The 26,398-nt window shown below is 41.3% G+C and carries 32 protein-coding genes; 15 read left to right on the top strand and 17 right to left on the bottom strand.

What is annotated here, in order from left to right; translation table 11 throughout:
- Positions 1-67: 67 nt before the first annotated feature.
- Positions 68-322: a hypothetical protein gene (locus tag L6773_RS07040; protein ID WP_237853165.1), complete on the bottom strand. Its 255-nt coding sequence runs from the start codon at positions 320-322 to the stop codon at positions 68-70.
- A gap of 361 nt (positions 323-683) precedes the next feature.
- A complete protein-coding gene (locus tag L6773_RS07035; RefSeq protein WP_237853164.1) occupies positions 684-1,682 on the bottom strand; it encodes an AAA family ATPase in 999 nt (332 codons plus the stop codon).
- A 169-nt stretch (positions 1,683-1,851) separates the two neighbouring features.
- On the opposite strand from L6773_RS07035, the gene L6773_RS07030 reads away from it, so the two are divergent.
- The 3 genes from L6773_RS07030 to nuoK all read left to right on the top strand — a co-directional run bounded on the left by L6773_RS07030 (position 1,852) and on the right by nuoK (position 3,565).
- Entirely contained in the window at positions 1,852-2,667 is an 816-nt protein-coding gene (locus L6773_RS07030) for an undecaprenyl-diphosphate phosphatase (protein ID WP_237853163.1), read from the top strand.
- A gap of 77 nt (positions 2,668-2,744) precedes the next feature.
- On the top strand, positions 2,745-3,266 hold the full coding sequence (locus L6773_RS07025) for an NADH-quinone oxidoreductase subunit J family protein (protein ID WP_237853162.1): 522 nt from the start codon (positions 2,745-2,747) through the stop codon (positions 3,264-3,266).
- Positions 3,263-3,565, top strand: coding sequence for an NADH-quinone oxidoreductase subunit NuoK (gene nuoK, locus L6773_RS07020; RefSeq protein WP_237853161.1), 303 nt, complete (start codon positions 3,263-3,265; stop codon positions 3,563-3,565). The genes L6773_RS07025 and nuoK overlap by 4 nt, the downstream gene beginning before the upstream one ends.
- A gap of 147 nt (positions 3,566-3,712) precedes the next feature.
- Here nuoK and L6773_RS07015 read toward each other — a convergent pair whose 3' ends face one another.
- The 3 genes from L6773_RS07015 to L6773_RS07005 are packed head-to-tail and all read right to left on the bottom strand — an operon-like array spanning position 3,713 to position 7,052.
- A complete protein-coding gene (locus L6773_RS07015) occupies positions 3,713-5,071 on the bottom strand; it encodes a GntP family permease (protein ID WP_237853160.1) in 1,359 nt (452 codons plus the stop codon).
- 18 nt (positions 5,072-5,089) lie between these two features.
- Positions 5,090-6,517, bottom strand: a complete 1,428-nt coding sequence (gnd, locus tag L6773_RS07010) for a decarboxylating NADP(+)-dependent phosphogluconate dehydrogenase (RefSeq protein ID WP_237853159.1) — start codon at positions 6,515-6,517, stop codon at positions 5,090-5,092.
- Positions 6,518-6,533: 16 nt separating this feature from the next.
- Positions 6,534-7,052, bottom strand: coding sequence for a gluconokinase (locus tag L6773_RS07005; protein WP_237853158.1), 519 nt, complete (start codon positions 7,050-7,052; stop codon positions 6,534-6,536).
- A gap of 170 nt (positions 7,053-7,222) precedes the next feature.
- Between L6773_RS07005 and L6773_RS07000 the strand changes: the two genes are divergently transcribed.
- Positions 7,223-7,612 (top strand): hypothetical protein, encoded by a 390-nt coding sequence (locus L6773_RS07000; RefSeq protein WP_237853157.1) that lies wholly within the window; start codon positions 7,223-7,225, stop codon positions 7,610-7,612.
- Positions 7,609-8,262, top strand: a complete 654-nt coding sequence (locus L6773_RS06995) for an NAD(P)H-binding protein (protein WP_237853156.1) — start codon at positions 7,609-7,611, stop codon at positions 8,260-8,262. Before L6773_RS07000 ends, L6773_RS06995 begins: the two co-directional genes overlap by 4 nt.
- Here the strand turns inward: L6773_RS06995 and L6773_RS06990 are convergent.
- From L6773_RS06990 to L6773_RS06935, 12 genes are all read right to left on the bottom strand, one after another.
- On the bottom strand, positions 8,254-9,333 hold the full coding sequence (locus L6773_RS06990) for a CNNM domain-containing protein (RefSeq protein WP_237853155.1): 1,080 nt from the start codon (positions 9,331-9,333) through the stop codon (positions 8,254-8,256). The genes L6773_RS06995 and L6773_RS06990 overlap by 9 nt on opposite strands.
- A 111-nt stretch (positions 9,334-9,444) precedes the next feature.
- Positions 9,445-11,163 carry a Na(+)/H(+) antiporter subunit D gene (locus tag L6773_RS06985; protein ID WP_237853154.1) on the bottom strand — a complete coding sequence of 573 codons (1,719 nt, stop codon included), beginning with the start codon at positions 11,161-11,163 and terminating at the stop codon, positions 9,445-9,447.
- Positions 11,153-11,368, bottom strand: a complete 216-nt coding sequence (locus tag L6773_RS06980) for a hypothetical protein (protein ID WP_237853153.1) — start codon at positions 11,366-11,368, stop codon at positions 11,153-11,155. Before L6773_RS06980 ends, L6773_RS06985 begins: the two co-directional genes overlap by 11 nt.
- A gap of 27 nt (positions 11,369-11,395) precedes the next feature.
- Positions 11,396-12,877 carry a monovalent cation/H+ antiporter subunit D family protein gene (locus L6773_RS06975; RefSeq protein ID WP_237853152.1) on the bottom strand — a complete coding sequence of 494 codons (1,482 nt, stop codon included), beginning with the start codon at positions 12,875-12,877 and terminating at the stop codon, positions 11,396-11,398.
- Between the two features lie 24 nt (positions 12,878-12,901).
- Positions 12,902-14,392 (bottom strand): complex I subunit 5 family protein, encoded by a 1,491-nt coding sequence (locus L6773_RS06970; RefSeq protein WP_237853151.1) that lies wholly within the window; start codon positions 14,390-14,392, stop codon positions 12,902-12,904.
- Positions 14,385-14,756, bottom strand: coding sequence for a cation:proton antiporter subunit C (locus L6773_RS06965; protein WP_237853150.1), 372 nt, complete (start codon positions 14,754-14,756; stop codon positions 14,385-14,387). Before L6773_RS06965 ends, L6773_RS06970 begins: the two co-directional genes overlap by 8 nt.
- Positions 14,749-15,189, bottom strand: a complete 441-nt coding sequence (locus L6773_RS06960; protein ID WP_237853149.1) for an MnhB domain-containing protein — start codon at positions 15,187-15,189, stop codon at positions 14,749-14,751. Before L6773_RS06960 ends, L6773_RS06965 begins: the two co-directional genes overlap by 8 nt.
- Positions 15,186-15,491, bottom strand: a complete 306-nt coding sequence (gene mbhE, locus L6773_RS06955; RefSeq protein ID WP_237853148.1) for a hydrogen gas-evolving membrane-bound hydrogenase subunit E — start codon at positions 15,489-15,491, stop codon at positions 15,186-15,188. The genes L6773_RS06960 and mbhE overlap by 4 nt, the downstream gene beginning before the upstream one ends.
- Entirely contained in the window at positions 15,488-15,733 is a 246-nt protein-coding gene (locus L6773_RS06950; protein WP_237853147.1) for a Na(+)/H(+) antiporter subunit B, read from the bottom strand. The genes mbhE and L6773_RS06950 overlap by 4 nt, the downstream gene beginning before the upstream one ends.
- A complete protein-coding gene (gene mnhG / locus L6773_RS06945; protein WP_237853146.1) occupies positions 15,730-16,056 on the bottom strand; it encodes a monovalent cation/H(+) antiporter subunit G in 327 nt (108 codons plus the stop codon). Before mnhG ends, L6773_RS06950 begins: the two co-directional genes overlap by 4 nt.
- A gap of 1 nt (position 16,057) precedes the next feature.
- The gene (locus L6773_RS06940) at positions 16,058-16,330 is read right to left on the bottom strand and encodes an MrpF/PhaF family protein (protein ID WP_237853145.1); all 273 of its coding nucleotides are present in this window, start codon (positions 16,328-16,330) and stop codon (positions 16,058-16,060) included.
- Positions 16,330-16,887, bottom strand: coding sequence for a Na+/H+ antiporter subunit E (locus L6773_RS06935; protein ID WP_237853144.1), 558 nt, complete (start codon positions 16,885-16,887; stop codon positions 16,330-16,332). The genes L6773_RS06940 and L6773_RS06935 overlap by 1 nt, the downstream gene beginning before the upstream one ends.
- 312 nt (positions 16,888-17,199) lie before the next feature.
- Here L6773_RS06935 and nuoL point away from each other — a divergent pair, with 312 nt between their 5' ends.
- The 10 genes from nuoL (at position 17,200) to L6773_RS06885 (ending at position 26,357) form a co-directional block, all read left to right on the top strand.
- Positions 17,200-19,218 carry an NADH-quinone oxidoreductase subunit L gene (nuoL, locus tag L6773_RS06930; protein ID WP_237853143.1) on the top strand — a complete coding sequence of 673 codons (2,019 nt, stop codon included), beginning with the start codon at positions 17,200-17,202 and terminating at the stop codon, positions 19,216-19,218.
- A 17-nt stretch (positions 19,219-19,235) separates the two neighbouring features.
- Complete coding sequence (locus L6773_RS06925; RefSeq protein WP_237853142.1) at positions 19,236-20,846, top strand: complex I subunit 4 family protein; 1,611 nt, start codon at positions 19,236-19,238, stop codon at positions 20,844-20,846.
- Positions 20,847-20,850: 4 nt separating this feature from the next.
- Positions 20,851-21,135 carry a 4a-hydroxytetrahydrobiopterin dehydratase gene (locus L6773_RS06920; RefSeq protein WP_237853141.1) on the top strand — a complete coding sequence of 95 codons (285 nt, stop codon included), beginning with the start codon at positions 20,851-20,853 and terminating at the stop codon, positions 21,133-21,135.
- A 70-nt stretch (positions 21,136-21,205) separates the two neighbouring features.
- Positions 21,206-22,645: an NADH-quinone oxidoreductase subunit N gene (locus tag L6773_RS06915; RefSeq protein ID WP_237853140.1), complete on the top strand. Its 1,440-nt coding sequence runs from the start codon at positions 21,206-21,208 to the stop codon at positions 22,643-22,645.
- 135 nt (positions 22,646-22,780) lie between these two features.
- Entirely contained in the window at positions 22,781-23,161 is a 381-nt protein-coding gene (gene rpsF / locus L6773_RS06910; protein WP_237853139.1) for a 30S ribosomal protein S6, read from the top strand.
- Positions 23,162-23,177: 16 nt separating this feature from the next.
- Positions 23,178-23,429: a 30S ribosomal protein S18 gene (gene rpsR, locus L6773_RS06905; protein ID WP_237853138.1), complete on the top strand. Its 252-nt coding sequence runs from the start codon at positions 23,178-23,180 to the stop codon at positions 23,427-23,429.
- Between the two features lie 11 nt (positions 23,430-23,440).
- Positions 23,441-23,890 carry a 50S ribosomal protein L9 gene (gene rplI / locus L6773_RS06900; protein WP_237853137.1) on the top strand — a complete coding sequence of 150 codons (450 nt, stop codon included), beginning with the start codon at positions 23,441-23,443 and terminating at the stop codon, positions 23,888-23,890.
- A 24-nt stretch (positions 23,891-23,914) separates the two neighbouring features.
- Entirely contained in the window at positions 23,915-24,556 is a 642-nt protein-coding gene (locus L6773_RS06895; RefSeq protein WP_237853136.1) for a protein-disulfide reductase DsbD domain-containing protein, read from the top strand.
- A gap of 195 nt (positions 24,557-24,751) precedes the next feature.
- Positions 24,752-25,291, top strand: a complete 540-nt coding sequence (locus tag L6773_RS06890) for an OmpA family protein (RefSeq protein ID WP_237853135.1) — start codon at positions 24,752-24,754, stop codon at positions 25,289-25,291.
- Positions 25,292-25,646: 355 nt separating this feature from the next.
- On the top strand, positions 25,647-26,357 hold the full coding sequence (locus L6773_RS06885; RefSeq protein ID WP_237853134.1) for a MotA/TolQ/ExbB proton channel family protein: 711 nt from the start codon (positions 25,647-25,649) through the stop codon (positions 26,355-26,357).
- Positions 26,358-26,398 lie beyond the last annotated feature (41 nt).

The following is a 26,398-nucleotide window of genomic DNA, read 5'->3' as shown; positions in this document are numbered from 1 at the left end:
ATATTAGCAAAGTTTCAAAGGCCTCTTGTTTTTACAGGAGGCCTTTTTTTATAGACCCAATATCAGTTTATTGCTTTTCAACAAAGAAAAAAACGGCATCTTTAGAAGCATTCGTCGTACTTTTAACATTGCTATTCGTCTCTCTGTTGTACGTATAGGCCACATTTCTTATAGAGTTTAACTCTTTTTTAGTTGAGTACTCAACCCGAATAGCGTCACCTTCCGGCTTTAGTTTTGCAATAGCTTCTCGTAATTCTTGGTATTTTGATCTGCTCTTTCTCGATACTTTGATTTTAGATCTTGGTACAAAGTTAATTTTCATAATTATTGAATTATGAGTTATGATCTAATCATGTTATAACTAACATTAATAAATACTTAAAATCTACATAAGTCAAGCTTTAAATTTATAATAGATAATTTAATACCCTAAATAAATTCTAAATAATATTAAGATATACTCTTATTTATGAGAAAGTATATCTATTCTTGATATAAATTTAATGCAAATGTCAAATTAAAATTTGATTTATTTTGCTTTTAAAAATGTATAGTAATACTTCACATTCACTGAGTAAGAATGGATAGAAGAAGAAGTACTTTTACCTGGAGAGAGATAAATAATAAGATAGAGAAGCGGAATAAAATTACACCGGGAACATAACTCCCGGTGCTTTACTTTTTTAAGGAACCTGAACGTTCGACAAGATCTTTTTAATGATATCCTCTGTGGTTATGTTTTCTGCTTCAGCTTCAAATGTTGGTATGATCCTATGTCGTAAAATATCAAGAGTAACTGTTCGAACATCTTCAGGAGTTACGTATGCACGGTGTTGCATGAAAGCGTGCGCCCTGGCTGCAAGATTCATGTTTATAGATGCCCTGGGGGAGGCGCCGAATGAAATCAGATCTTCCAACTCGGTAATATTATAATCATCTGGATCTCTTGTTGCGAAGATAAGATCCACAATATAACGTTCTACTTTTTCATCCACATAAATTTCGTTGATAACCTCCCGGGCATTCAGGATATGTTCAGGTGTAACAACGTGTTTAAGTTCCTCTTTCTCCCCGGTTTTTGCCATCCTTCGCATAATTTCAAGTTCTTCGCTTTTGGAGGGGTAACCGATCTTTAGTTTTAGCATAAACCGATCCACCTGGGCTTCAGGCAGGGTGTAGGTCCCTTCTTGCTCTACTGGATTCTGAGTAGCCAAAACAAGAAATGGTACTTCCAGCTTAAATGTTTCCTCCCCAATAGTTACCTGCCGCTCTTGCATGGCTTCCAGTAAAGCACTTTGAACTTTTGCGGGCGAACGGTTGATTTCATCAGCTAAAACTATATTTGAGAAGATCGGACCCTTTTTAACCGTAAACTTCATCTCTTTTTGGTTATAAATCAGAGTACCGATCAGATCGGCAGGCAAGAGATCTGGAGTAAACTGGATTCGCTGAAACTTTGTATTAATAACAGTAGCAAGGGAAGAGACTGTCAATGTTTTTGCAAGTCCCGGAACACCCTCAAGAAGCACATGGCCATCAGCCAAAAGCCCAATTAACAATCGGTCAATCATGTATCGCTGACCTACAATCACTTTGTTCAGCTCGGAATAAATATCATCTATAAACGCACTGTGTTTTTCAATTTTTTCACCCAGTGCCTGCATATCAACAGAAGTGCTCATATATCAAATTTCAGTTAGATGTTGATGTTCAATTTGGTATCTTTTCAAACTCTTAAATGCGGGTTATAATGAACGAATAATAATGGTTAGCTGCAAAATTTTGATCTCTCAAACCCGCAATTTTCAAAAATTTTAAAAGATGGTTTCCCCGATTATAAAAGACTTTTAAATGGATTTATTACAAGCAATTTTTCTTGGAATACTACAAGGTATTACTGAGTTTCTTCCCGTGAGCAGCTCCGGTCATCTTGTGTTAGCCCGTTCACTCTTTGGACGAGACTTGGAGGCTGGCATCACTTTCGAGATTGTTGTCCACTTTGGTTCGTTTTGTAGTATCGTACTTTATTATCGAAAACTGATTGCAGAAATCCTGGGGGATCTGTTCAAAAGTCTAACGCCCAATGGACTGAGAATTGGAATGTATAAGACAAATTCTAATGTGAAGTTCTCTTATTATATTCTCATCAGTATGATCCCTGCAATGATTATAGGTTTTACATTACAGGATAAAATTGAAGAACTTTTTTTGAATCCCTTTTTTGTCTCCTGCATGCTGTTGGTAACCGGCACACTTCTGTTTTCAACAAAATTTGTTAAGTCTCCAGAAGAAAAGGTCAATGGTATTCGGAGTTTAATCATGGGAATTGCTCAGGCTTTTGCCATCATACCTGGTATTAGTCGTTCGGGTTCAACTATTTCTATAGGACTGTTTACAGGGATGAAGCGTGAGGAGGTTGCCAATTTCTCTTTTTTAATGGTTTTACCGGTTCTCGCAGGAGCGATGTTACTCGCTATGATGGACTTAATGGAAACCGGTATTGAAGCGGCAGCAGTTATAACACTTGTGGCTGGTTTTTTTACTTCATTTATTTCCGGTTACCTGGCCCTGAGTTATCTAGTGAAGCTCTTGAAGAACGCAAAGTTCTACTATTTTTCATATTACTGCTGGGTTGTAGGCATCGCAGGGATCATCTATTTTTTTTAACTACGAAAAAGCGTCAATTCGCTTGATGGCATTTTTAAATTTGGGTACCTTAACGCTCGTGTAATTAAACGATCAGAATGGATACATTTATATTTATTTTTCTTGCAGTTCTGACCATTGGGTCGGGACTGGGAATGGTTCTCAACAGAAACACTGTAAACAGTGCACTTTTTTTAGTGCTCAATATGGTTTCAATAGCCGGGATCTACCTGTTGTTGCAGGCACAATTTCTCGCCTTGATTCAGATTTTAGTTTATGCAGGTGCCATTATGGTACTTTTTCTCTTCGTCATCATGCTATTGAATTTGGACGATGAAAGATCACTCTTTAGTAAAGTGCGCGCCAAATACATTTCTGCTTTTTTTCTTGGAGTGGTAACTCTCAGCTTGATACTGTACAGCCTGGAGGGTGTTGCCGATCTTCTTCCGGAAATATCACCGGAAATGGAAACTGCGGGAACCGTTGAAGCATTAGGTGATGTACTTTACACAGATTATCTTTTCGCATTTGAAATGACGGCGATACTCTTAACAGCCGCAGTTGTCGGTGCACTCATGATTGCGCAATATAAAAAAAGTAATAACGGAGCATCAGAATGATTGAGATTGATTGGTATTTAGCACTAAGCGCAGTTCTGTTTACAATAGGATTGGTTGGTGTTCTCATTCGAAGAAATGCGATTGTAATTTTTATGTGTGTGGAGCTGATGCTCAACGCAGTGAATCTCACACTCATCTCATTCAGTTCGTATCACGGAGATGTAACCGGACAGATATTGGTATTCTTTTCATTAGCGGTGGCTGCAGCCGAAGCTGTAATCGGGCTTGCAATTATTTTGGCCATCTTCAGAAACAACCTCTCTGTAGATATTACTAAAGTGAATCTGCTTCGCTGGTAATTATTTTCATTACCAAAAGGGGGTTATTGCAGATCAATAAGCCACTAAATTACAAAAGCACAAAATTATTTTAGTGTTTTTTGTGCTTTTGTGGCTTTTTTCGAAAAAAGAAGTATAAAGCCTTTGCTTTGGAGTAAGAGATAGATTTCAAACAAAAAAGCTGAGTGCAAAAGCAAGAGAGAATCCCACCAAAGAGATGATTGTTTCCATAACCGTCCAGGATTTTAAAGTGTCTTTTTCACTCATCCCAAAGTATCGGTTCACCAACCAAAAACCGCTATCGTTTACATGAGATAAAGTTGTAGCCCCGGCAGCAATTGCTAACACGATTAAGGCTTTATGTGGTTCGCTTACATCAAATGAAACAAGGATTGGTGACAGAATTCCGGCAGCAGTTATCATAGCAACAGTAGCCGATCCTTGAGTTACTCGAACAGCCATTGCAATCAACCATGCTAAAACAATCAATGGCAATCCAAGGTCGGCCATACCGCCTGCAAGCATATCACCTACGCCGCTGTTTATCAGGACTTGTTTGAAGACTCCACCGGCTCCAGTAATTAAAATGATTACACCCGCGGGTTTCATTGCCTCCATGCTCAATTCAGATAATGTATCACGAGTAGTTCCACGACGCACCCCTAACCAGTACATTGCAATCAGAACGGCAGCCGTTAATGCACTAAATGGATGACCGATAAAAATGAGTGTCTCTGTCCAGAATTGTGGCTCAATAACCGCTTGATCCAGAAGTGCTTCCGTAATGGTGTTTCCCAAAATTAATATCAGGGGCACGGATATTATCAGAATAAGAAGGGAGAAAGGGGGTAGGTCGGCATCTTCATCGTCGTGATGTTCATCCATTTCAACATAATCCGGAACCGGAACGTGAATCCTATTCGCTATATACTTTCCAAATACGGGTCCTGCAATGATGGCAGTTGGAATTCCAACTATAAAACCGAATAAGATTACCCATCCCAAATCTGCTCCCAAAATATCTGCTACGGCGATGGGACCCGGGGTTGGAGGAATGAACGCATGTGTGACGGCAAGTCCTGCAAGAAGTGGAATGCCGTAATAGAGCAATGATTTACCGGTATCACGTGAGAGTGCATAGATGAGTGGAACTAAAATGATAAAACCCACATCAAGGAAAACGGGGATCGCAACAACAAAACCTGTAATAACCATCGACCAGGATGCTTTATCACGGCCAAATTTTCGAATAAGTGTTCGGGCCACCGATTCTGCTCCTCCCGAATGCTCGAGGATCTGTCCAAATATAGCACCAAGCCCCACCACAGTTGCTACGAACCCAAGCGTACCGCCCATTCCCTCCTGCATACTACTGAGGACGTCTGCTGCCGGCATTCCGGCTCCTAAGCCAACAAATATACTTGCGATAAGCAGAGAGATGAAGGCGTTAATCTTAAAACGTGTAACTAAAACTAAGAGGAGTCCAACCCCAAGTATGGTGGCAGCTAGTAGTTGAAAATTTTCCATGAAATTATTGTGATTGATTTATTGATTTTCCCAGTCGGTGTGGAAAAACTGTCCCCTGGGTTTATCGATGCGTTCGTAAGTGTGCGCTCCAAAAAAGTCCCGCTGTGCCTGGATTAAATTCGCCGGCAGCGATTTGGATCGTAGTGTATCATATAAGCTTAAATAGGCTGACATGCAGGGAACAGGAATCCCGGAGTATACAGCATGGCCAACTACCGATCTCCAGGATGCCTGAAGATCTGATAACTGTTCAGAAAACTCATCAAACAGAATGAGATGTTTCAAGTCGGGCTCTTTTTGAAATGCCTGTTCAATTTCTTTAAGCAGTGCGGATCGAATAATACATCCACCCTGCCAAATTTTTGCAATCGCAGAGTAATTGATATTCCATTCAAATTCATCACTTACGGATGAAATCATAAAAAAACCCTCCGCATACGCGGCTAATCGGCAGGCCAGCAGAGTTTTTTCAAGATTTCCAATCAATTTCTCTTTGTTGGCTGAAGCTTTAAGAATGGGTCGTTGAGTCTTAGAAAACTCATCTCGAATCTCAATTAAATTTGAGAAAAACCTTGCAATGACAGCCTGGGAAATTCCGGGTAAAGCAACGTTATTTTCAAACGCTTCAATAGCTGTCCATCGTCCCGTTCCTTTTTGTGCCGCACAATCCAGGATTTTTTCAACGAGGGGGAGTCCGTCATCATCAGAGACCATAAAAATTTTGGAAGTGATTTCAATCAGGTAGCTGTTCAGAGATCTATCATTCCAGGATTCAAAAATCTTACCGATCTCGACTGCTTCCAATCCCAGTGATTCTTTCAGAATATGGTATGCTTCAGAAATTAGTTGCATATCCGCGTACTCAATCCCGTTGTGGACCATCTTTACAAAATGACCGGCTCCGTCTTCGCCAACCCATTTGCAACAGGGAGATCCGTCAAATGCTTTTGCCGCAATTTTTTCAAAAAATGGCTGAATTTCCGGCCATGTACCAGGTGTGCCGCCCGGCATAAGGCTGGGGCCAAACCGTGCTCCCTGTTCTCCACCCGAAACGCCCATCCCAACATATCGTACGCCAATCTTTTTTAGTTCCTCCTTCCTGCGCATTGTATCTTTGTAGTGAGAATTGCCACCATCAATAATAATATCTCCCCTTTCGAGATACGAGAGAAAATTAGAAAGAACGTGATCAACCGGTTTTCCGGCTTTAACCATGATTAAGATTTTTCGCGGCGTTTTAAGTGATTCAAAAAACGATTTAATGGATTCAGCGCCATAAAAATTCTTCCCCTTGCCCTCGTTCTCAATAAATTCTTGAACGATAGTTTCTTCGCCGGGTGCTTTTCTGTTAAAAACACTTACTGAGAAGCCATTATCCTCCAGGTTCAAGGCCAGGTTTTGTCCCATAACACCTAATCCGTAGAGGCCAATTTGTGAGCTGTTCATGTACTGGTCTAATTTTTTAAGTTTTTTCTTTTGAATGCTGATAACAATCCAATGGTAATTTTGAAATAATTTTTTCGGCGATATTCTCTGGTTCAGGCTCAATAGAAATCCAGATAGCCTCTTGCGGCTTTTCCAGTGCTTCAAATTGTGAGTCAAGCAGTTCTGCCGGCATATAGTGCCCTTCTCGTTTATTCAGTCTTTCAGAGATCAATTTCTTTGAACCATTAAGGAAGATGAATATGACCTCTTCTTCGTTAAATCCTTCTGTCAGGAGATCCCTGTAAGCTTTTTTGAGTGCAGAGCAAGCAAGGATGGCACCATTGTCCTTATTCCATTTCCTCATCAAATCACTCAAATTTTGGAGCCAGGGTTTGCGATCCTCATCTGTAAGAGGAATGCCCGATCGCATTTTTTCAACATTGGTTTCGGGATGAAAGTTATCGGCATCAAAGAAGGGAAGGTCCAGCCTGGACGCTAACATCCGCCCGATGGTTGTTTTTCCACACCCCGATACCCCCATAACAATAACTATCATTATATACGTGTTTTTTAAATTCCATAAAGAAGATCGTATTGAGGATGTAAGAATCCAAAAACAAAACTTTGCACTATGACGATAAAATCAGAACTGCCAAGCAGATAGGTAGTACACATTTCTAAGGTGTATTTATATATGAATAGTTAGCACCTTCAGGAAACTTATTTATGAGAAGATTCAAAATAATTGTTTTGCTGATACTATTGAGTGCATGTCGAAGTCCAGTAACTCAAAATGTACAAGATTACGGGGAAGAGTTTGAACTAAATTTTGGGGAAATGACAAACGTTGGGCCAGATAAAACTTTGGTTGAATTTTTGGATGTTTCTGAGGATTCACGCTGTCCAATAAATGGAACATGCGTTTGGGCCGGGAATGGAAAGGTTCAAATTCGAATTGATGATCGTGAAATTAATTTAAACACATACCTCGAACCTCGTGATACCATAATTTCAAATCATTTGATTAAACTAATCAGTTTGAAACCTTATCCAGAACACCCGGAACAAATAGATAAAAAAGATTACAGGGTTCGTCTACAAATTAGGAATCAATGAAACTGTTGATATTAGGTGCATCCGGCGGATGCGGAAAATGGATTGTTCAGCTTGCAAAAGAGAGAAACTATAAGGTTAAGGCTATTGCGAGGAAAGAAACTACATTTAAACTTTCCGAAAATTGTGAAGTGATAAGGGGATCAGTGCTGGATGAGGAGATCCTCAAGAGAGGCTTTGAAGGTACTGATGCCGTTCTCTCGGTATTAGGAATCAAGAGAAAGAATTCATTGAATCCATGGTCTTCACTTACTTCACCTGACGATCTTACAACTGGCGCAGCGGAGATTCTGATAGATCTTATGCCCAAGTTTGGAGTGAATCGCTTCATTGGTATTAGTGCGGGCGGTGTAAGGGAGAGTTTTAGACAGGTACATCCGGTTATAAAATGGGTGATTTCAAATAGCAACATAAAAAAGTCATATCAAGAACTAGCAGAAATGGAATCCATTTTTGAAAGAAGCGATCTTGACTGGATGTCTGTTCGTCCGGTTACCCTTCTGAATGGTGAACCGACGGGAAGAACCAAGCAAACAAACCACTATGGGTTGCTGGACACGATAAAAAGAGCAGACGTGGCAACCTGGATGCTCGACAAAGTTGAACAAACCGAGCCATTTTCGAATCGGACACCGATGATAACTTCAGGCTGAGTCTTTCTCTTCGCTTTCTACAGAACCGGGAAGGGGTATACCAAGTCTCTTCGCGCGTTCTCTCCATTTCTGGCGTGCCAGTTTCTGCATGTCATCAATAGCGTCAATCTCATCAACGATTTCCATGCCAAGTAGTGTTTCTACAACATCCTCCATCGTTACAACTCCTGAAAAACCACCGTACTCATCAACAACAACAGCAATATGTTCCTGCGACTCCAGGAGCCGCTCAAACAGGGTTTTGATGGAAATATTTTCAGGGATAATGAGCACTTCACGTTTAATGTCCTGGAGCGTTTTTGTGCCCCCGCCCTGGGAGTAAGCCAGGTAAAGATCGTTCTTTAAAATGTAGCCGGTTACATCTTCTTCGTTTTTACCATACACCGGGATACGCGAAACCCGAAGCTCCTCTTTGGAATCCATAACTTCCTGGATAGTTTTTACTTCGGGAAACTTTACAACCACAATTCGCGGAGTCATAATATCTTTTACCCGCAGCGAGTTAAAGCGAATGAGGTTTTTAAAAATATTTGACTCTTCTTCTTCAAAAATGCCCTCTTCATGTCCCAAATCAGCCATAGCACTAAATTCTTCCCGGCTCACAGAGGGTTGTTTTTCCTCGCTTGAGAGTAGGTTTGTAATTCCTTTTGATAGAAGTACAAGGGGATAGGTTACAATAATCAAACCTTTTGTAGTTCGAGCAGCGAACCCGGAAAGTTTTTTCCAATAGGTTGCGCCTAAGGTTTTTGGAATTATTTCAGAAAAGATCAAAATCATCAATGTTAATACGATTGATGTGATGGTAACATAGGTATTCCCAAACACAACTTGTGCCTGTGCGCCTACACCAGCAGCTCCAATGGTGTGAGCAATCGTGTTCAAACTTAAGATTGCTGAAAGTGGCCGGTCGATATCTTTTTTTAGCGAACGTAAAATCACACCCGATTCATGTCCATTCTTTTCCAAAACGGCTATGTATGATGGAGTGATGGACAACAATACTGCCTCCAGAATTGAGCACAAAAAGGAGACGCCAATCGCCAGAATTAAATAAAATATTAATAGAGTCATGCCGTCTAAAATAGAATAAAAAGCAGTGAGGTGTAAAATTGGATATTTTTAAAAGCCGGACTGGTATCTAACAGCTTTATATAGTTATCCATTCAGTTAGATTGCATATCCTCAAATGAAATAAATGATCGCAAATATCACAAAACTAAGCAGAATAAAACTCATCACAACTTCTACGGCATGGCTGTATTTTGCGGCTTCCTGTTCAGTGTCCGTAAAAGGGTTGAGCCAAACCAGCGGATTTTTGAACTGTTTTGTTAAAAATCCGGCCATCCAAAGAGTTGCGTTTTCGGCATAACCGTAGAGTTTGTCAACATATGTAACGAAAACTTTCTCAGTTACAGGGCGGGCTTTTCGATAGAACCAGTCTGTATCCAATGCAATTTTTGGATCCCCCTCCAGTTTTTTTCTGAGAATCCAGAAGCCGATATAAGTAAAGACAAGAATTTGTATCATCTCTACCAGGTGATAGATCGTGTATGGTTCGTAATCCACCGGATAGGGGAGATACTGGTAAAGAAGTCCCGGAAAGATTCCGAAAAGTGTACAGAAAAAGGCTCCTATTCCCATCGCAATAAGCATATTGAAGGGGACAGGCCCAACGGTAATTTCACTTTTAGACTCACCAAACCATGTAAAATAGGGCAGTTTCAGACCGGTATGTAAAAATGTACCGACTGAAGCGAGGATCAAAAGCAGCATAACGGTTTCGAAATGTGCGTAACCGGCAGCACTTACCACCATAGATTTACTGATGAATCCATTGAATAGTGGAAATCCTGAAATTGAAAATGCACCGATCATATACAGAAATACTACGGCTTTCATCTTGCTGGCAAAACCGCCAAGCTCCGTGAGTTTGCTTTTTCCTGTTGAATAGAGGACGGCTCCGGCTCCCATGAACAAGAGAGATTTATAAAGAATGTGGCTGAATGCGTGCGCTGTTGTTCCATTCAATGCCATTTCAGTTCCGATACCTACACCCGTTACCATATAACCAACCTGGCTGATGATGTGATATGCTAGGATTTGACGAATGTCGTTTGCCAGTACAGCATATACAACGCCGTAAAGGGCCATTATCACGCCAAACCAAATTAAAATTTCCCATCCCGGAAATACACGTACCAGTACATATACGGCAGATTTTGTTGTAAATGCGCTCATGAAAACAGCGCCGGTTACAGTGGCTTTAGGATAGGCATCCGCCAGCCAGGCATGAAGGGGTGGAATGGCCGTGTTAAGGGCTACACCGAGTAGTATTAAGACTGATGAAAAAGTATAAACATCCGGGAGATTTTCAATTAAGATTGAACCAGTTTCAGAGACGTGCCAAATAATTCCACTTAACAGAAGGCCTCCGCCAAAAATATGCACGAGTAGGTAGCGCATTCCTGCACGGTCTGTTTCGTCTGTTTTTCGTGCCCAGATAAGATATGTTGAGCTGATGGCCATCAGTTCCCAAAAAATAATCAATGTAAAGAAATCACCGGCCAAGGTAACGCCAAGAGCTCCACCGCCATACACCAGGGCAGAGCTTTGTTGTCCTAGATCTTTGATATGAAATGCATAAATCCCGCCGATTACGGCAATCATTGCAAAGATACTGCCGAAAATTTTACTCAGGGAATCAACGTAGACAGGAACCAGTTCGTAGTTTCCGAAAGGAAGAGTTAGGGTATATCCGTTCGGCAATTGCCACAACATCCCTAAAGCAATTAACGGGAATACCAAGAAAGCAGTAGCCCGTAATTTTTGAGGCAACAACGGAAGCAGAAAAGCTCCCAGTATAACAATTACCGCCGGTATGAAGAGTAAATCAACGATCATAGTACTGCTCAGGTCTGAAGATGAAAAGTTTACCCAGCCATTTTGATACATAGATAATAGCTACACAGCCTAAAAAGCCCCAAATGATGTAGAATCCGGGGATACTATTCCACCAGTGAGAATCATAATCTGCCAAAAATGTAAACTCCAGAATAAGACTAATAACGGTCAATATTCCGAGAGCGACCCAGTGCCAGGTTTTCATAGTGCTATAGAGTTAATATTGATCATTTTATCCTCCGGTAAATAACGTGCCTGCAATCGATGTTGCCAAATCAAAAAAGTTAAAAAAGAGGTTCGGGAACATGCCAAAAAATATGGAGAGAACGGCCGTAGCAAATAGTGGTATCACCATAAATGGTGAAGCCTCACCATAATTCTCCAAGCCTTCCCCTTTTCTAAAATAAGCTCTTTGAATGATGGGGAAGAAATAACCCACATTTAAAATTCCACTGATAATCAGGATTATAAGTGGTAAAACCATTTCACCTTCAAGAGACCCCAATGCCAGAAACCACTTGCTCACAAATCCGTTGAGTGGCGGCACTCCGGCCAATCCCATCGAGCCGATGGTGAAGGCTGCCATTGTCCAGGGCATTACTTTTGCGATGCCGTTCAGGTTACTGATATTCTCGCGATGAAGGTTCACATAAATTGCTCCAGCGCAAAAGAATAAAGTAATTTTCATGGTAGCATGTGCAGCGATATGCATAATACCGCCCTGCATTCCGAGAGGTGTTAAAAGTGCTACACCTAAAACAATGTATGATAAATGACCGACCGTAGAATATGCCAGCCGACGTTTCAAATTGTCTTGGGCAAATGCCAGTAGCGAAGCCAAAATAATAGTTGCGCCTGCAAGTACGATCAGAATATCATTTAATCCATAGGAAGCCATTACATCGGTTCCAAAAACATATCCAACAACACGAATTACAGCAAACACACCTGATTTTACAACAGCCACAGCGTGCAAAAGTGCACTAACCGGGGTTGGCGCGGCCATAGCAGAAGGAAGCCAGCTATGAAGTGGCATGATGCCCGCTTTTACACCAACTCCACCTAAAAAGAGGATGAATATAATCAACATTGCAGTGTGAGGTACATTGGCATCGGCAAAAATTCCGCCGGGATTAAATTCAATAGAACCGGTGTAGTAGTACGTAAGTCCGGCGGCTGCAATCAACAAAAGTCCGGCGGTAAGAGTATATGCCAAGTACTTTCGGCCGGCGTTGATCGCTTTTTTGGTTTCCTTGTGAATAACAAGAGGATAGGTGGCCAGCGTGAGCATTTCGTAGAATACGATAAATGTCAACAGATTAGCTGAAAAGGCGATCCCGATCGTGGCCGACAGGCAGATGGCAAAACTTGCAAAATACCTGGTTTGTTTCTTTTCACCCGCTCCGCGCATATAACCGATAGAGTAGAAGGAAGTAAATATCCATAATCCGGATGCGATGACGGCAAAGAAGACACCAATAGGATCGGCAGCCAATTCAAATGGCATACCGGGTGCCAGATCGAACAAGTGCAGACTTACCGTTTGCCCATCTATGGCACCTGGGAGTAGCGATAGAACGAGCCCAAATTTTATAACACCGGCAAGGATAGTCCAACCCTCACGAAGATTAGGCTTCGACGAACTGAAAAGAATCAATGGCACAGCCACCAGTGATACCAAAATTGCCAGTAAAGGGACGATAGAGATGTCCATCAATCGTTAATTAACATTTAAAAATTATTGCATTGGAAAAATATTCATCAAAAATCCAACGATCACTGCATTAGCAAAACCGATCACAAAAAGGCTGAGTGCCAAAATAATTGTTGGTGTTAACATACTGGTTGATACCTCATTTCTTTTAACATCAGCGGCAATCGTTTCTTTGTCAGCTGCATCGGGATTTTTCATGTATACTTTTTCCAGGATTCTGAAGAAGTACACTGCATTGAGCAGCGAACTTACAAGAATAACGGCTAAAAAGAGCCAGTTTTCATTATCAATAGTTCCGAGTGCCAGGTACCACTTGCTAAAAAATCCTGCAAGCGGTGGCAGTCCAACCATGGAAATAGCTGCAACTGTAAAAGAGGCCATTGTCCAGGGGTATTTTTTTCTGAATGAATCATCGAACCGGGTGATATTCGTATGGCCCTCTTTCAGCCTCAAATTTCCTGAAACCAAAAATAAACAGGCTTTCATTGCCGCGTGATTAACAACGTGTAGCAAAGCTCCAGCAAATCCAAATGGGTTTGCAAGGCTCAGTCCCATAATGATATAACCGATCTGCGAAATACTACTAAAAGCCAACATCCGCTTCAGTTCGGTTTGGGCAATAGCCATTATTGAACCATACAGAATTCCAATACATGCCAATACACCAATAACGGTTGTGAGTGGCGCAACGGCATCAATCAGTTCAACCCCAAAGAGATAGAGAACAATGCGGAACAGCATGTACGCGGCAACTTTCGTACCAATAGGTGCGATGAGAGCCGTAGAGCTGGAAGAGGCGTAAGTGTAAGCATCGGGCAGCCAGCCATGCATTGGGAAAAGGGCGGCTTTCACGCCAATTCCCACGATCATTAAAATCAATGCTGCAATAACTGCGGTATTATCGGCGACCATCGGCAGCATCGCAGACATATCGATTAAATTGAGTGTACCTGTAACGGTGTACAAGAATCCTATTCCAAGCAGGTATAGTGTCCCGCCGGTAGTTCCGATAATCAAATACCTAAAAGCTGAAAAGGGTGCTTGTTTTTCACCAATCGCAATCAGGGCATAACTGGCAAGAGATGAAATCTCAAGAAATACATAGAAGTTAAAAAGGTCTCCCGTAAGAACCATTCCATTGAATCCGAGCATCATCAGCATGGCCATTGTAAAGTATGGCATCTCTTTGCCCGGGAACTCTCTTTTCGAGATATGCTTGGAATGTATCAGAACGAGCAGGGCAATGGTGTTAATCACCAAAACCATGAAGGCCGATAAGCCATCGTAAACAAATTCAATGCCAATTGGTGGTTCCCACCCCCCAAAAAAGTAACGAATGGCACCGTTGTTCAAATAATTAATAAATCCAAAAAGCGATAGTGTGGCAGCTAAACCTGATCCAACCACTGCTAACGGCTGTGCAAGCTCACTTCGCCAAAGACTGAATACAGGTATAAGTATAGCAAACAATACAAACGCTAAAGCAATAAGAGCAGGAATTTGTGTCTCAATCATGGATTCTTTCTATCAGTTCCTGTTCATCCAATGTTTGATACCGATTGTAGATGGCAATTAAAAGTGTGAAGGCTACTCCTAATGTAGCTACACCTACAACAATAGCCGTAAGCATAAGTGTGTGTGGCAGAGGGTTCATATAATTCGCCACATTTTCAACGGGAATATTATAATCGTATACGGGAACAGTTGCATCCACTTTTGAAGCCACAGAAACAAAAAACAGGATGACTGATGACTGCAATATGGACAGCCCGATAATCTTTTTGATGAGTGTTTTTTTAAAGAGCATTCCATACATACCTATACTAAACAGTATGATGGAAAACCAATACGCATAATGTCCAAAAAAGAAATCAAGCATAATCCTCCCCTTTCACCATATTGTCAAATATCATGACGAGAATAGCCATAACTGCCAATCCAATTCCAACTTCAATGATTAGTATGCCTGTATATCGAAGCCATACAGGGTCCATTCCGGGAATGGGAAGTTGGCCATAATCAAGAAAATACCCCCCGGTAATCATTACCGCAAAACCTGTTGCAAAGTATATGATTACTCCAATCACTGCCAGTGGAGTAGTAGCAAACTCCTGAATCTGAAGGCGAGATACTCTGCGGCCGGTTGCCACTCGAATCAGCAATACAGCTGCGGCCAGGAGTGTACCCCCCTGGAAACCTCCTCCGGGACTGTAGTGCCCGTGGAATATTACATAGAGCCCAAATACCATGATGTATGGAGTAAGTAAACGCGCTCCAAGAACAATAATGGGGCTATCAAATTGACTTCTCATGAGGACCTCCTACGAGTTCTCCTGAGAACAAGAAGCGTAATTATTCCGGCCGTATAAATAACCACCTGTTCACCAAACGTATCAATGCTTCTGTAATCGCCCAAAACAACGGTAACAATATTGGGTGTGTGTGCATCGTGATAAGCTTCCTGGATATAGTAATTTCCTGCAACCGGTGTATTGGTCATACTTCGTTCGTCGTGCATACGATTGTCGGGATCACCCCGGAATGGGAGATCTGCAGCTGCATAAATCAATAGCACAGCAAAAGTGACCAATATGAGAGCTTTAAGGTATTTCAATCTTTAGATTTTCTTGTGGTTTGATAGACAACGACAACAAATAAGATACCGGTAACTCCGGCACCAATGACGGCTTCGGTAAATCCGACATCAACGGCACCCATAGAAACAAAAAGCAATGCCATGATAAAACTATATACAGACATCATCACTACAGCCACTAACAGATCTCTGACTTTAAGTGCCACTAAACCCGATATTACTAAAAAGAGGTAAAGGATAAGTTCTAACTCCCAAATCATGATTTACCTCCCTTTTTAGCGCTATCATTAAAAAATGGTTTAAGGCCACGTTGCAAGGCAGATCGCGCAAGTGCATGGGTACCAATTGGGTTTGCCAGTGCAATAAAAAGAATAATCAAAATCAGTTTGATCCCGCTAAGTGTAAAGCCTTCATAAACCACTAGACCGGATATCACAAAAAGAATTCCAAGTGTATCACTTTTACTGGTGGCATGAGAGCGGGAGTAAAAATCGGGAAGACGCAATATTCCAATGCTTCCCATCAGCATAAAGACGATGCCAATCACAACCAGTATAATGCAAATGATGTTTTGAATGGCCATATCAGTCTCGAACTACTTTTGATGAGATAACATATTTTGCAATTACCAATGACCCCACAAAGCCAAGAATGGCATAAGCCAGAGTGATATCAATAAACATGTCGATGCGACCGTACAGGTAACCAATAATACAGATCAGTACAATAGTCTTTGTTGCGATGGCATTTGTTGCAAGGAGCCGGTCGAAAACAGTTGGGCCTTTCAACACCCGAACCAGCGGTACAGCAATAATTATGGTTAATACAATAGCGCTCAGAAGAAAAAATGTATGCATCAGATTTCCTCCGCACTTTTAATGATTTCAAAATCACGGATTACGGAGCGGTCTTCTTTATCAAAAAGTTGTAACACCTGTCGAGGCATTTCATCGTTTTTTAAACTTTCGAAAGATGCATCATCGAGTGAATGTACGATGAACAGATCTCCTTCTATGTCAATCGTGAGAGTTCCCGGCGTGAGAGTGATTGAGTTTCCAAGGATCATTTTTGCGTGTGAGCTCGGAAGATCCACTCTGAATTTTATGATACTGGGTTCAATGGGCATTGACGGCCGCAGTATAATTCCGAGTACATGAAAACCGGCAATTATAATTTGATAAATGAGCCAAAAGAAGTAATAAGCTGCGCGAAAAAGGCGAAGCTCATCAAGATTATCCATGTCATCGGTGTAGAAACGGTGCTTTTTAAGCTGATAGTTTAACATCAACACACCACCAACTGAGAGGACACCGAACGTAAGGTGTATAGCATCGAGAAAACCGCTCATGGCAATCCAGAAGAGCATTAGCGAGATGAACGACAATGTGATACTAAAAAATGAAAACTTGGACATCAGTTTATTTGTAGCAGGTGGCCCCGTCATTTTGAAACAGATTTAACTTATTAAAAAAGTAGAATTACCTGCAATTAATTTTTGCAACTTTTATTGGTTTTCCGATTTCCCATTTTTTTTGGCTTAATAAATGAGGCTAAAATTTTCTCAATATTAACTGAAAGACTGAGACATCAAAAAAAATTAAAATTTGCTGATATTTCCTCTCTTTTGAGTTTAACTTGGAGTAGATTTTTGTATCTTTGCCACCTGAAAATGTGGCTGAAATATTTCAGTTACTGTTATAAGCGCCAAAACTAAGTAACCTGTTAAATGGAATCACCTACAGCGCTCGTAAGTCTAATTATAGGTTTACCGCTACTCGGTTTTTTAATTAATGGAATTTTAGGGCTATCCTCGACTGCATACCGCAGTAAAAAAACCTTAATTGGGATACTTGCCAATCTTGCGGTTTTTATTCCATTCCTTTGTGCACTCACACTCTTTTTAAATTTCGATTCTGAATCCGCCGCTGCCTTTGCGCATCTTTTTACCTGGATGGAAACCGGCAGCTTCAGCGTTGATATCGCTTACCAGGTCGATCAGCTTTCCCTGATCATGACATTGGTCGTAACGGGTGTCGGTTCGTTGATTCACCTATACTCAATTGGGTATATGGCGCATGACGAAGGATTTTGGAAATTCTTTGCCTACCTGAATCTTTTTATCTTCGCGATGCTTAACCTGGTTTTGGCAGATAATCTACTTCTGTTATTCCTTGGTTGGGAGGGTGTAGGACTTTGTTCTTACCTTTTGATCGGTTTTTGGTATACAGACATGAGTAAGTCTGACGCAGCGAAAAAAGCCTTTCTGTACAATAGGGTGGGGGACTTTGCTTTTCTGATTGCCATCTTTATGATTTTTGAAACCATTGGAAGCCTTAATTTTGAGGTTATACTTACCAGCCTTGAGGCTTTCTCCGGGAATGATATTTTTTGGATTGGTTTGTTGATACTGATTGGGGCTACCGGAAAGAGTGCGCAGATTCCGCTTTTTGTCTGGCTACCCGATGCAATGGCAGGCCCGACACCCGTTTCTGCCCTGATTCACGCTGCAACAATGGTAACCTCCGGAATTTATTTGATTACGCGGATGTCCCCAATGTTTGTGATGAGTCCTGAAGTAATGATGATTGTTGCGGTTATAGGGGCACTTACGGCAATTGTAGCTGCCACAATAGCAATTACCCAGTATGATATTAAAGGAGTTCTCGCTTACTCAACCGTCTCTCAGCTTGGATTCATGTTTTTAGCTTTGGGGTCTGGTGCGTTTACGGCAGCTATCTTTCATGTTGTAACACACGCCTTTTTCAAAGCTTGTCTCTTCCTCGGTTCTGGTTCAGTGATTCATACAATGGAACATGTAGAGCATAAATTGCATGATAAAGGCAAAGATGTGCATTTCGATCCGCAGGATATTCGAAATATGGGCGGGCTTAGAAAATATATGCCATCAACGTATAAAACGTTTTTGATCGCTACAATTGCAATTGCAGGTATACCACCACTTGCCGGGTTCTTTTCGAAAGATGAAATTGTAATGCATGCGTTTAACATGGGCTTTGGAGAGTATGCCGGTGCGATGTATTTCATTCTTTGGGGCGTGGCTACAATTACAGCATTTCTGACTGCTTTCTATATGTTCCGGCTCACATTTACCACCTTCCACGGCAGTTTTAAACTTCCAAAATTGATTAACGGCACTGAAGGCTCAGAAGAATATCTCCATGAAAGTCCTGCTACTATGACGACTGCCCTGTGGTCGCTTGCAGGCCTCTCGATAGTTGGTGGATTTATCGGATTACCGAATTTTGTTTCTAAAACATTTGGCGGCGATGGTCATATAAACTGGCTGCATGAATGGCTTCATACCATCGCAGCAGATATTCCTTTAACGTTATCCGGCACAGCTGAATGGGCGCTAATGACATTTGCCATTATCGTTGCCGCTGTTTCAGTGTATATTGCCTATAAAATGTACGGAAACGATCAGCAGGAAGAATCCGATGCGTGGATTGCTTCTAAATTCGGTCCATTTTATCGAGTCTGGAAAGACAAGTACAGCCTCGATGAGCTGTACGAAGGCGCCATTGTGCACCCGACCGTGAATTTTTCGGATAAGGTATTAGCTGTTTTCGATATGAAAATTGTAGACGGATTTGTAAATGCGATCGCCGGAACTGTGCGAATTTCCGGAAGTTTACTGCGATATATCCAAACCGGCGTTGCCAGCAATTATGCGCTGTTCCTTATTCTCGGAGTGATTCTTGTTTTAACCATATTACTGTTTTAAGCATCTGACAATATTCTATGGAGTTTTTATTAAATCTTACCATCTATTTCCCGCTGATTGGGATTCTTGCATTCTTGGTATTTCGGAATGATGAAGCTGTAAAATGGACCAGCCTTGTTGTGACAAGCATCACGTTCTTATTGTCGCTGCCGCTTTTATTCCAGTTTGATGTTGCGAACTCTGCAATTCCCCAATATGTAACAGAAGGCTCTCCGGTTTTTTCGGGAATGGATGTGAAATATCTCGTAGGCCTGGATGGTTTAAGCCTCCTCCTGTTTATGCTTACCACATTGATGGGGCCTATTGTGATTCTCTCATCATGGAACTCCATCAAAAAGAGTTTGATGGGATATTATTCCATGCTGTTGATATTACAGACAGCCTCACTCGGTGTATTTGCTTCTCTTGATCTCGTAGTCTTTTACGTTTTCTTTGAACTGTCTTTGATTCCAATGTACTTCCTTATTGGAATTTGGGGCGGGAGTGATAAAGTTCGTGCAACAATCAAGTTCTTTATATATACGCTTGTTGGATCACTTATTATGCTTGTTGCACTCATTTACCTTGGCTACAGTGCAGGTGCAGCAACCGGAGTTTTTGAATTTTCGGCCGACTGGAGATTTATCTCAAGTCCTGAGTTTACTTTAGGATTGGTTGAGCAAACCTGGTTGTTCCTGGCGTTTGCGTTGGCATTTTGTATTAAAGTACCACTTTTTCCTTTTCATACATGGTTGCCCTACGCTCACACCGAAGCGCCAACCGCTGGGTCTGTGGTGTTGGCTGCCATCATGTTGAAGTTGGGTACCTATGGATTGGTTAGAGTGTGTCTCCCTGTATTTCCGAATGCGTTTGCAGAATTCGCTCCGATGATGGCCATACTTGCAGTTATCGGAATTATTTATGGGGCTCTTGTGGCAATGGTACAGAAAGATGTGAAGAAATTGGTTGCCTACTCATCGGTCAGTCACCTTGGTTTTGTTGTACTTGGAATTTTTGCATTTAACACGGTAGCTGTTCAAGGTGCGGTTATACAGATGATTAACCACGGACTGTCTACCGGCGCTCTCTTCCTGATAGTAGGAATGATATACGACAGGGCTCATACACGGCAAATCTCAGATTTTGGCGGGATTGCAAAACAGATGCCTGTTTTCGCAACTTTTTTCATGATAGCGACGCTCGCATCCATCGGCCTTCCGGGCTTAAATGGTTTTGTAGGTGAATTCCTGATTTTGAATGGCTCATTTTTCTCAGAGTTATATGCCAATAAAGTATATGCAGTACTTGCAGCAATCGGTGTAATTCTTGCGGCTGCATATATGTTGTGGATGTACCAGCGAGTGATGTTCGGGCCAATTACCAATGAAGAGAATAAGAAATTGTTAGACTTGAATGGGAGAGAAATTGGACTCCTGATTCCTCTTGTCATTTTTATGGTATGGATTGGAATACGTCCAGTCGATTTTACGAAATATTCCGAAAACTGGGTTGAGAGTTACATTACGATATCCCAGGAAAAAAGTACTGCCGTACTTGAAACAGCAGATTCCAGTGATTTACCAAACTGGACAAACAGAATTTACGATGTTGAAGAATCTAAAGTAGAATCGTTCACTTCAAACAAGTAAAGTGATGGATACACTAAGCAAAAAACAAATTGAAGAAGAATTAGAACAACTTGATGGTTGGAGTTTTGAGGATGATACGATCACCAAAGATTTTTCATTTCCTGATTTCAAGGAAGCCATCTCTTTTATGGTGAGAGTTGGTTTTGAAGCTGAAGCACTCGTTCACCATCCCGACTGGTCAAACGTATATAATAGTGTTTCAATTACTTTAAGCACTCACGATGCGGGGGGCAAGGTGACCGAAAAAGACATCAAATTGGCAAAAGCCATCGAAGAGGTTTACCAGTAAATAATTTTATTTAAGACGCCCAAAATGATGGAGGGCGATCTATATCGATTAGATTAAACAATAACAGTTGATGAATTATCTTTTAGATTTACAATCCTTTTTACCGGGCATAATCGTAGCAGTTGCCGGATTGGCGGCAATCATGCTCGAAGCATTTAAAAAGTCAGCAAACACTTCGTTTAGTGTTACCATTGGTGGTATTGCCGTTGCATTGTTATTTGCAATTCAATCGCTTTATGGCGAGGCTGGCACGGCATTTTCCGGTATGATTGTTTACGGTGGGGTTGGGGCTTTTGGCTCAGTAGTCGTTCTATTGGGAGCACTTTTTTGTGTAACCATTTCGAGAGAATACCTGCGTGATCTTGATCTCCATAATGGTGAAGTCTATGGAATGATCTTATTCTCTACTACAGGAATGTTAGGACTTGCCGTTTCCAATGACTTGATCACACTGTTTATCAGCCTGGAAACAATGTCGATCTGTCTCTATGTTCTTGCCGGTCTGATGAAAAATGAAAAGATTGGAGCTGAATCGGCCCTGAAATATTTCTTGCTCGGAGCTTTCTCAACCGGCTTTCTTCTTTATGGAATTGCTCTTATTTACGGAGCCACTGCAGCAACAAACCTGACTGAGATCGCCGCGGCAGCCCAGCCCACATTTTTATTCCTCTGTGGTACAGGATTACTGTTTGTTGGGCTTTTCTTTAAGGTTGCAGCTGTTCCTTTCCATATGTGGACTCCGGATGTATACCAGGGAACACCAACCACCATCACGGCATTTATGGCTACTGCGGCGAAGTCTGCCACGTTTGTAGCGTTTGTATTGGTGCTAACGAGAATGCTGCCAAGCTCAGAAATTGGAGACTGGCAAAGTGTTCTCCAGGTTGTCGCAATTCTCACAATGATTGTGGGTAACCTGATCGCACTTGCCCAGGATAATGTGAAACGAATGCTCGCTTACTCAAGCATTGCGCATGCAGGTTATTTAATGGTTGGTCTCGCAGCTGGTAATGAGGCGGGATATGCCGGAGTACTGTACTACCTCTTTGCATACACTATTATGAATGCAGGTGCTTTTGGAGTAATTGCATACTATGAGCGAAATCACGGTTTGGATTTTACAGAAATTGACAGTTATGCAGGACTTGGTTTTAAAGTTCCTGTGATGGGTGTAATGCTATCGGTATTTCTCTTCTCACTTGCGGGAATCCCACCGATGGTTGGATTTATCGGAAAATATTATGTGTTTGCAGCCGCAGTTCAGGCTGGTTTAATACCACTTGCCATTATTGGTGTTCTGGCAAGCGCTGCGAGTGTCTACTACTATTTGAGAGTGATGGTATACCTCTATTTCAAAGAAGCTCATAAAGAGTATTCCCTCAAAACACCCGGATTTCTCTTTAAATGGACTCTCATTTTATTAGCCGTTCTAACTGTTTACTACGGTGTTGAGCCGGTTCTTCCTACCTCAAGCCTGATGGAGCTAATCTCTTCCTATTATACAGTCTGATCGACCGAAAGATTATTCTGCTTCGGTATGATTGTTTAACTAAAGATCAATCCGTATCTTTACAGGCTCTGTTGTCGGCAGCACGCACGGCGACTGTTTCCAATAATGGAAAACAACCAAAGACAAAAAAGATATATGAAAAAGCATTTTTATGAGATGACGTATATCCTGAATCCTGTCCTCGATGAGGATAAGTTTTCAGAGGTAGTAAGTCATGTAAATAAATTGATTGAAGACAACGATGGAGAAATCGTTGACGTTGACGAATGGGGAGTAAAGAAGCTTGCCTACGATATAGATAAAAAAAGTACCGGTTTCTATGTGAACATGTACTTTAAGGCCCCCGGTGAAACCATTGATGTGGTTGAGAGAAATATGAGAATTCATGATGATATCATGAGATATCTCACTCTTAAGTATGATGCCAAAATGATGCGTCATTACACTCTCGCACAAAAAGGTGAGCTACCCGCTCTCTACGAAGAGACAGAAGAAGAATCAGACGAAGACGAATAAATAAAGAGATTAGACAATGATTAACAATCCATCGCATCCGAAGAAAGGACATTTAAAAAGTAAAGACTGCAAGTTTACCAAAGCAGGAATTGAGTACATCGATTACAAGCAAACCGATATCCTGGAACGGTTTATTAACGATCAGGGTAAAATTTTACCTCGTCGTGTGACAGGTACAAGTGCAAAACATCAGCGACAACTTTCTACGGCTGTAAAACGAGCCAGGTTTTTAGCGCTGATTCCGTACGTAAGTGAAAACATGAGATAAGAGGTATACACATGAAACTGATATTAAAAGAAGACGTTGAAAAACTTGGTTCAGCCGGCGACCTTGTAGATGTAAAGCCCGGATATGGCCGAAATTACCTGATTCCTCAAGCTAAAGCAGTAATGGCTACTGAGGGAGCCATAAAGCATTTTGAACAGATGAAACGAGAAGCTGAATTAAGAGCAGAACTTACCGTGGAGAAAGCGAAAGAGTTGGCTCAGCAGCTTGAGAATACATCTGTTACAATCCCAGTTACTGTGGGAGAGGACGACAGGATTCACGGTACCGTAACAAATATACAGATAGCTGAAGCTCTCGAAGAGAGAGATATTTTGATTGACAGGAAAAAAATCTCTATCGATCAGGATATTAAGACACTCGGTGAGTACACAGCTACAATCGATTTGATGGGAGACCTGAATCCGCAAGTTAAAGTCTGGGTTGTTAAAGCAGATTCTTAAGAACTGTTTAATTAATCTGGCCGAATGAAAAAACAAATATTTTTTATGGGGATTGCGCTATTTGCGTTATCCCCATTTTTTGTTCAAGCACAACTCTTAGATCCAGTTTCATATTCAGTGTCTGAACGGCCGGATACTGTGCAGGCAGGTGAGGTGTTCGAAGTCACTGTTCAGGCTTCCATTGATGAGAATTGGCACCTGTATTCCACCTTAAACCATCCTGATCTCGGTCCCTACCCGACTCAATTTACAGCAGGCTCATCAAATTTCGTTATTGCTGGTACGGTTACAGAGTCTGAGGCTGAAATAGAATATGATCCAAACTTTGAAACAGAATTAGGTTGGCATTCAGAAAGTGCAGAGTTTAACATACCCATTGCATTTCAGGAAGATCTGCGTGGGAATCAGGCATTAACCCTCGAGGTCTATTACCAGGTATGTGACGATCGTTCATGCCTGCCCCCAAAAACGAAGAAGATGACCACGAGTCTGTATCTGGATGGAGTGGCAGACTCACCTTATCAAGACGCACAGACAGAAACTAGTACGAGTCAGCAGGGTGCAAGCAGAATTTTGATTATTGGCTCAATAATATTCCTGCTACTAAGTATATCCCTTTTATGGCTTATGATACGAGCAGCAAGAAGAGATTCTTCAAAAAAGTAATTCAGAGATAACAAATTGCCCGGAGTTGTTATTTAAAGGTATTCGTGGATGATTTATTTCGAGAGAGTTTTCTTAAGAATATCCGGTTTAGATACCATTTATAAAATAATTGCTTTGGATTAAGATTTCTTATTGCAAATAATCTCACCTTTTATGATTTTAAATTTTACTTGCTAACATTCAAACGAAACCTTTATGAAAATCAATAAAATTACCCTATTCCTTCTCTTTTTTGCAATTGGGACTGTGCTTATGTCTTGTCGGACAGCAGAAGAGGTTACCGAGCCGGAACCAGAGCCAACGGTAACTGAAGAATCTACTGATGATGACAACGATTGGATGGCAGACGAGCCGGAAGAAGAAGAAGAAGTACAAATCGTTGAAGAATTAAATACAATTAATTTTGGCTTTGATCTTTACAGCATTACAGATCAGGCTGCAAGGCAACTTGCAGATAATGTCACGTTATTGCGGGAAAATCCTGCTACACGTGTTCGGATAGATGCCTATACAGATCATGTAGGTGGAGATCAGTATAACCTGAGACTTAGCTTAAGAAGGGCTGCTGCCGTTGTAGATTTTTATCGACAGAACGGTATCGGGGAAGACAGAATTGAATCTCGCGGTTTAGGAAAAGCTCCTGTACCATGCTCGCAGATGGAGATGGATACAGACACACCCGGATGTGAGAAAAATCGACGGGCAGAATCGCATCCAATAAACCCAACAAGTTAACAAACCTTTCAAAACGCATCCCAAACGGATGCGTTTTTTGTTTCAGCAAGGGGGTGTTTTTGGTGTTTATGGAATTGAAACTCTTTCAGACGTTTGCAAATAAAACAGAAAACGTCTAAAAATCTGCTTTATAGGTAAATAAAGAATTTTTTCTTTAGAAATTGGATAATCTGTTTGGCACTTAGTGCTCTCAACTAATATATTCCAATAGTATACAATTTAAATTGCTGAATGATAGATCTGTCCATAATAACAAAATGTCATCTTGAATTTGATATTTTGACTTTATGTGACAAATGATCTATCATTTTGCTTCTAATTAAGCTCAAACCAAAACATAACGCGGAGTAAACGTATGACTTCATCTTTAGCTCTCTTTTTTCTACAAGCTGGGGCTGATGCTGGCTTTTTTAATGTAATCGTCGAAAAATTTAATGAAGGCGGTGAGTTCATGTGGCCTGTATTAATTGCCCTGATACTCGGACTGGCTATTTTTCTGGAGCGAATTATTACATTGAATTTAGCTGACATAAATACCAGGAAATTTGTACTCGAAGTACAGCAAGCACTGCAAGAGGGGGGTATCCCGGCTGCACAAGAGCTGTGCGCAAAAACTCGCGGACCAGTTGCATCTGTTTTTCAAGCAGGTTTGATGCGTGCCGATGAAGGTATCGATGCTGCTGAAAAAGCGATTACAACTTATGGTTCCATTGAAATGAGTTTTCTTGAGAGAGGACTTGTTTGGCTATCATTGTTTATTGCAATTGCACCTCTGCTTGGGTTCCTTGGAACGGTAGTTGGTATGATTGAGGCATTTGATGCTATTGAAGCTGCTGCCGATATCTCACCAAGCCTTGTAGCCGGTGGTATTAAAGTGGCACTTTTAACGACAGCCGGTGGACTTCTTGCTGGTATTATTCTCCAGATCGGTTACAATTATTGTGTGTCTAAAATTGATCGACTGATCTCTGATATGGAAGAAAGTTCAATCACTCTTATTGACTCTATTGTACTCCTTAAAGAAGGCAAACAGATTGTTCCTGAAGGGGAAGAAACTGAAGAATAACGCCTCAATCAATAAATAATCGAATACCTAAGAGGAGAACT

Origin of the sequence: Rhodohalobacter sulfatireducens (assembly GCF_022012475.1) — a bacterium.
Classification (GTDB): Bacteria; Bacteroidota; Rhodothermia; order Balneolales; family Balneolaceae; genus Rhodohalobacter; species Rhodohalobacter sulfatireducens.
The sequence above is the reverse complement of the archived record's forward strand: the minus strand, read 5'-3'. Positions and strand labels throughout refer to the sequence as shown.